3 protein-coding genes are annotated in these 4,238 nt (G+C 62.8%); 2 read left to right on the top strand and 1 reads right to left on the bottom strand.

What is annotated here, in order from left to right:
* Positions 1-1,006: mandelate racemase/muconate lactonizing enzyme family protein (locus BIS11_RS11945; protein WP_253586104.1), on the bottom strand; the 1,006-nt coding region annotated here is incomplete at its 3' end.
* 106 nt (positions 1,007-1,112) lie between these two features.
* Between BIS11_RS11945 and BIS11_RS11940 the strand changes: the two genes are divergently transcribed.
* Complete coding sequence (locus BIS11_RS11940) at positions 1,113-1,991, top strand: LysR family transcriptional regulator (protein ID WP_253419892.1); 879 nt, start codon at positions 1,113-1,115, stop codon at positions 1,989-1,991.
* A gap of 513 nt (positions 1,992-2,504) precedes the next feature.
* Positions 2,505-4,238, top strand: a 1,734-nt coding sequence (locus tag BIS11_RS11935; protein WP_253586103.1) for a cell division protein ZipA C-terminal FtsZ-binding domain-containing protein, incomplete at its 3' end; no start/stop codon positions are given.

Genomic DNA, 4,238 nt, shown 5'->3' with positions numbered 1-4,238 from the left:
GCTTGAGCCCGGCGGCGATGTTCAGTGACATCTGGTGGCCGCCGTGGGGCACCACCCGCCGGCTCGACCAGCCGAGTTCTTTCATCACCTCCAGCGTCTTCATGTACTCCACCAGCCCGTAGGAGAGGGCACAGTCGAACTGCAGGTAGTCCCGGTCCGGCCGCATGCCGCCGTGGCGCAGCAGGTTGCGGGCATCCTGGTGGGAGAACAGGTTCTCTCCGGTGGCCATGGGGCCGTCGTAGTGCTCGGCGAGTTCGGCCTGCAGGGCGTAGTCCAGCGGGTCGCCGGCCTCCTCGTACCAGAAGAGATCGTAAGGCTTGAGCGCCCGGGCGTAGGCGATCGCGGTGTCGAGATCGAAGCGGCCGTTGGCGTCCACCGCCAGGTGGCGACCGTCGCCCACCACCTCGAGCACCGCCTCGATGCGGCGCAGGTCCTCGTCCAGTGAGGCGCCGCCGATCTTCATCTTGACCACCTCGTAGCCGCGATCAAGGTAGCTGCGCATCTCGTCCTGAAGCTTCTCGTTGCCCTTGCCCGGGTAGTAGTACCCCCCGGCGGCGTAGACCCACACCTTGTCGTCGGCCTGGCCGTCGCGGTAGCGCTCGGCGAGCAGCCGGTAGAGCGGCTTTTCGGCGATCTTGGCGACGGCGTCCCACACTGCCATGTCGAGGGTACCCACCGCCACGGAGCGCTCGCCGTGGCCGCCGGGCTTCTCGTTGCTCATCAGGGTCTTCCAGATGGCGAAGGGATCGAGGTTGTCGTGGGCCTGGTCGATCAGGCTCGCCGGGTCCGCCTCGAGCACACGGTCGATGAAGCGATCGCGCATCAGCGCCCCTTGACCGTAGCGGCCGTTGGAATTGAAGCCGTAGCCGATGACGGGCTTGCCGTCGCGAATCACGTCGGTGATCACGGCGACCACCGAGCAGGTCATCTTGGAGAAGTCGATATAGGCGTTGGCGATGGGCGAGGCGATCGAGACCGTCTTCTCGCGAATGTCCACAATGCGCATGGCGCGCTCCTTCATGTCGTTGGGGGAAACACGCCCCACGATAGGCATGGCGAACCCCGGCGGCCAATGCCTATACTGGCCCACCCCATGCTAAAGAGGCATTGCCATGGAGCTTTCCTGGCTCGAGGACTTCGCCGCTCTTGCCGAGCACAAGAGCTTCGTGCGCGCCGCGAAAGCGCGTCATGTCACCCAGCCGGCCTTCAGCCGGCGCATTCGCGCGCTGGAACAGTGGATGGGGGTGGCGCTGTTTGCGCGCACGCCCCAGGGCACCACGCTCACCGAGGCGGGCCGCCAGGTGCAGGAGAGCGCCGCCCAGGCGAGCCAGGCACTCTATGCGCTGCGCGCCCGCGCCCAGGAGGCGGCAGGGCACAGCCTGAAGACACTGCAGTTCGCGGCCACCCATTCGCTGTCGTTCACCTTCTTCCCGCGCTGGATACGACGCATCGATGCCGCCCCCGTTGCGGCCATCCAGCTCCACTCGGATACCATGGCCGGCTGTGAGCGATTGTTGATGGAAGGCAAGGCGCACTTTCTGCTCAGTCACCGGGATCCTTTAGCGGACTCACTTTTTCCCGCCAAATATTATGAGAGTTGTATCGTTGGCGAAGATAAACTCGTCGCCTTGGTCGGAAGAGCATTGAAGCAGCGAGGCGATCGACCTTTTCCCTATCTTGCTTATTCTCGGTCGTCTGGATTGGGAAGAATCGTCGAGCAGCACGTTCATGACCGAGAAGTGTCCGCCTGCCTCTTGCCGGCGCACTTCACCAGCCATCTTGCGGCAGTACTGATGTCGATGGCCCTGGAGGACAAGGGGTTGGCATGGCTGCCGGAAAGTCTTGCAGAACAGGAGATTGAAGAGGGGCGTCTGGTAAGGGCCTTCGATGGCGGCAACGATATACCACTGGAGATACATATAGTGAAGCCGCGCTCACTGGCAAACGGGTTCGCCGACTCGTTCTGGTCGAAACTTTCAAGTGCCCGATAATAAGAGTTGCGATCACACTTTGATTGTGCTTGTTTAATGCTTCGACAAGGCTGTAAGATTTTGTCATATTGAGTTAACCCTTCTACAATTACCGCATTAGCGAAGTGTGAGACGAACTATAATTAGTAGCGGGTTAACGATTTCAGGCGCGTTTCACCCCGCCATCGTTCGACGCAGCGGCCAACGGTACATGCGTACGGGCGCCGGATAATAAGGCCAGGGGCGTCATTGCAGGAGGGGGATCGACCCGATAAGAGGCCAGGATGGCACTTTTGGCGAAATCGTCTGTCCAAGCGCTGGACTTTTTGTGCCGAGCTATAATTAACACTCGGTGCATGCGCGCACAATAAGCAATAGGTCGCCCTTTTTTTGTAGCAGCTGCACTATGCTTGGTGGTAAATATAGCCCCTGTACGGACGTGGATATCGCAAGCGTAGCGCCCTAACCGGTTAAATGACCCATGGAATGCTCGACATGGAATTAAGAGAGTGGTTAATCATTCTAGGATTGGCGTTGGTATCGCTTATCGTGGTCGACGGGGTTCGCAGGCTTCAACGTCAGCGTCGGGTGCCGCGCCTCGACCAGGCGGTCGATAACCTGCCCAAGGCGTCTCGTCAGGAGCTCGACGACGAGGCTCGCGAGGCCGAGGTCAACTGGGAGTTGCCCAACGGTGGCGCCCGGGTGGTCAAGCCCGCCGACTACAGCGGCCTTGGCAACAAGCCCAAGCTCGAGCGTCAGGAGCACCCCGGCCCGTCCAGAGTCCTCTCCGATTTCCGTCGTTCGTTTTCCAAGGCGGCCGCCAGGTCCAAAGGCGCCATTGGCGGCCAGCGCATGGCCTACCAGGGCGCCTTCGAAGGTGAGGCACCGTCGGCCTTCAAGGCCAGCTCCACCCCCCGGGTACGCGACACCAAGCGCCTCGATAAATCCCGCGAAAAACCTGCTGTCGAAAAGGCCTATGTCGACAAAGCCACTGTCGAAAAGACCATTGCCGAAAAGCCCGTCATCGAAGAGCGCCGCGAGCCGAGCCTGTTCGCCGATGAACCCGTTTTCACCGCGCCTGTCGCCGAGCCCTCTCTCTCGGCGGTGGAGACACCCGCCCCGCAGGCCAGCGCAGCCGAGACTCCCGATTCCACAGTGAACGCCGCCGCGGACGAGCCCAAGCCCGTCGCGAGCGCAAGCGACGAGACTCAACCGGCCGACAACAGTTCGCCCGCAGCGAGCGAAGCCGTGCCCGAGACGCCCGCTTCCCCGGTCGAGAGCGCGGAGCCGGTACTGCGCGCCGAGCCCGGCGATGCCGCTTTCACCAAGAGCGGCGATACGCCCAAGCGCCGTCAATTGCGCTCCAATACGGCTGGCGAGCTCGGCGACGACGACATCGACGAGTACAAGCTGGTGGATTTCGAAGGCATGGGCCGCTCCTTCAAGCGCCGCTTGATCGAGCGTCGCCAGGAGCGTGCCCGCAAGAAGGCCGAAAAGGCTGAGCGCGCCAAGGCGCTGGCCAAGCAGAAGGCCGAGCGCAAGGCGCTGGAAGCCGAGCAGCGTCGCGAGGCGAAGCAGGCGGCCGAGGCCGAGAAGGCGCGTCTGGCCCAGGAGCACGCCCGCGCTCGCGAAGCGCAGGCCGTCTCGGCCACCCGCTTCGAGGATGACGAACTCTACAGCGCCGAACCGTCGCTGAGCGCCCTGCGTCGGCGCAGCGAGCGTGATGAGCGTGACGCCTTCGACACCGTCGATGATCATGATGAACGCTTCGACGAGCAGGAAAGTGCCTATTTCCAGGACAGCTCCCAGGACAGCGTGGTCCGCGTCCATCCCACCCTCGAGAAGGCGCTGCGCCACGACGTCTCCGGTGCCCACGCCAAGGAAACCCTGACCCACGCCGCGGAAATGGTGGTCATCAGCGTGCTCTCCCGCGAGGAAGAGGGCTTCGACGGCAGCAAGCTGCTCGAACTGATGATGGCCTGCGGCCTTCGCTACAGCCGCACCATGGGCGTATTCCACCGCTTCGAGACCGAAAGCGACGACAGCGAGCTGCAGTTCTCGATGGTCAACGTGGTCAAGCCCGGCACCTTCCCGATCGAGGAGATGGGCGAGTTTTCGACTCCGGGCATCACCTTCCTGATGCCACTGCCCGGCGCGATCGACACCGCCGCCGCTTTCGAGGCGATGGTCGAGACGGCCATGGTGGTGGTGCGCCACATGGGCGGCGAGCTCAAGGACGAGAATCACAGCGTGATGACCGCCCAGACC

It is taken from the genome of Halomonas sp. 707D4, from assembly GCF_024158685.1.
Classification (GTDB): domain Bacteria; phylum Pseudomonadota; class Gammaproteobacteria; order Pseudomonadales; family Halomonadaceae; genus Vreelandella.
Note: the sequence above shows the minus strand (reverse complement) of the source record. Positions and strands in the feature narration are given on the sequence as shown.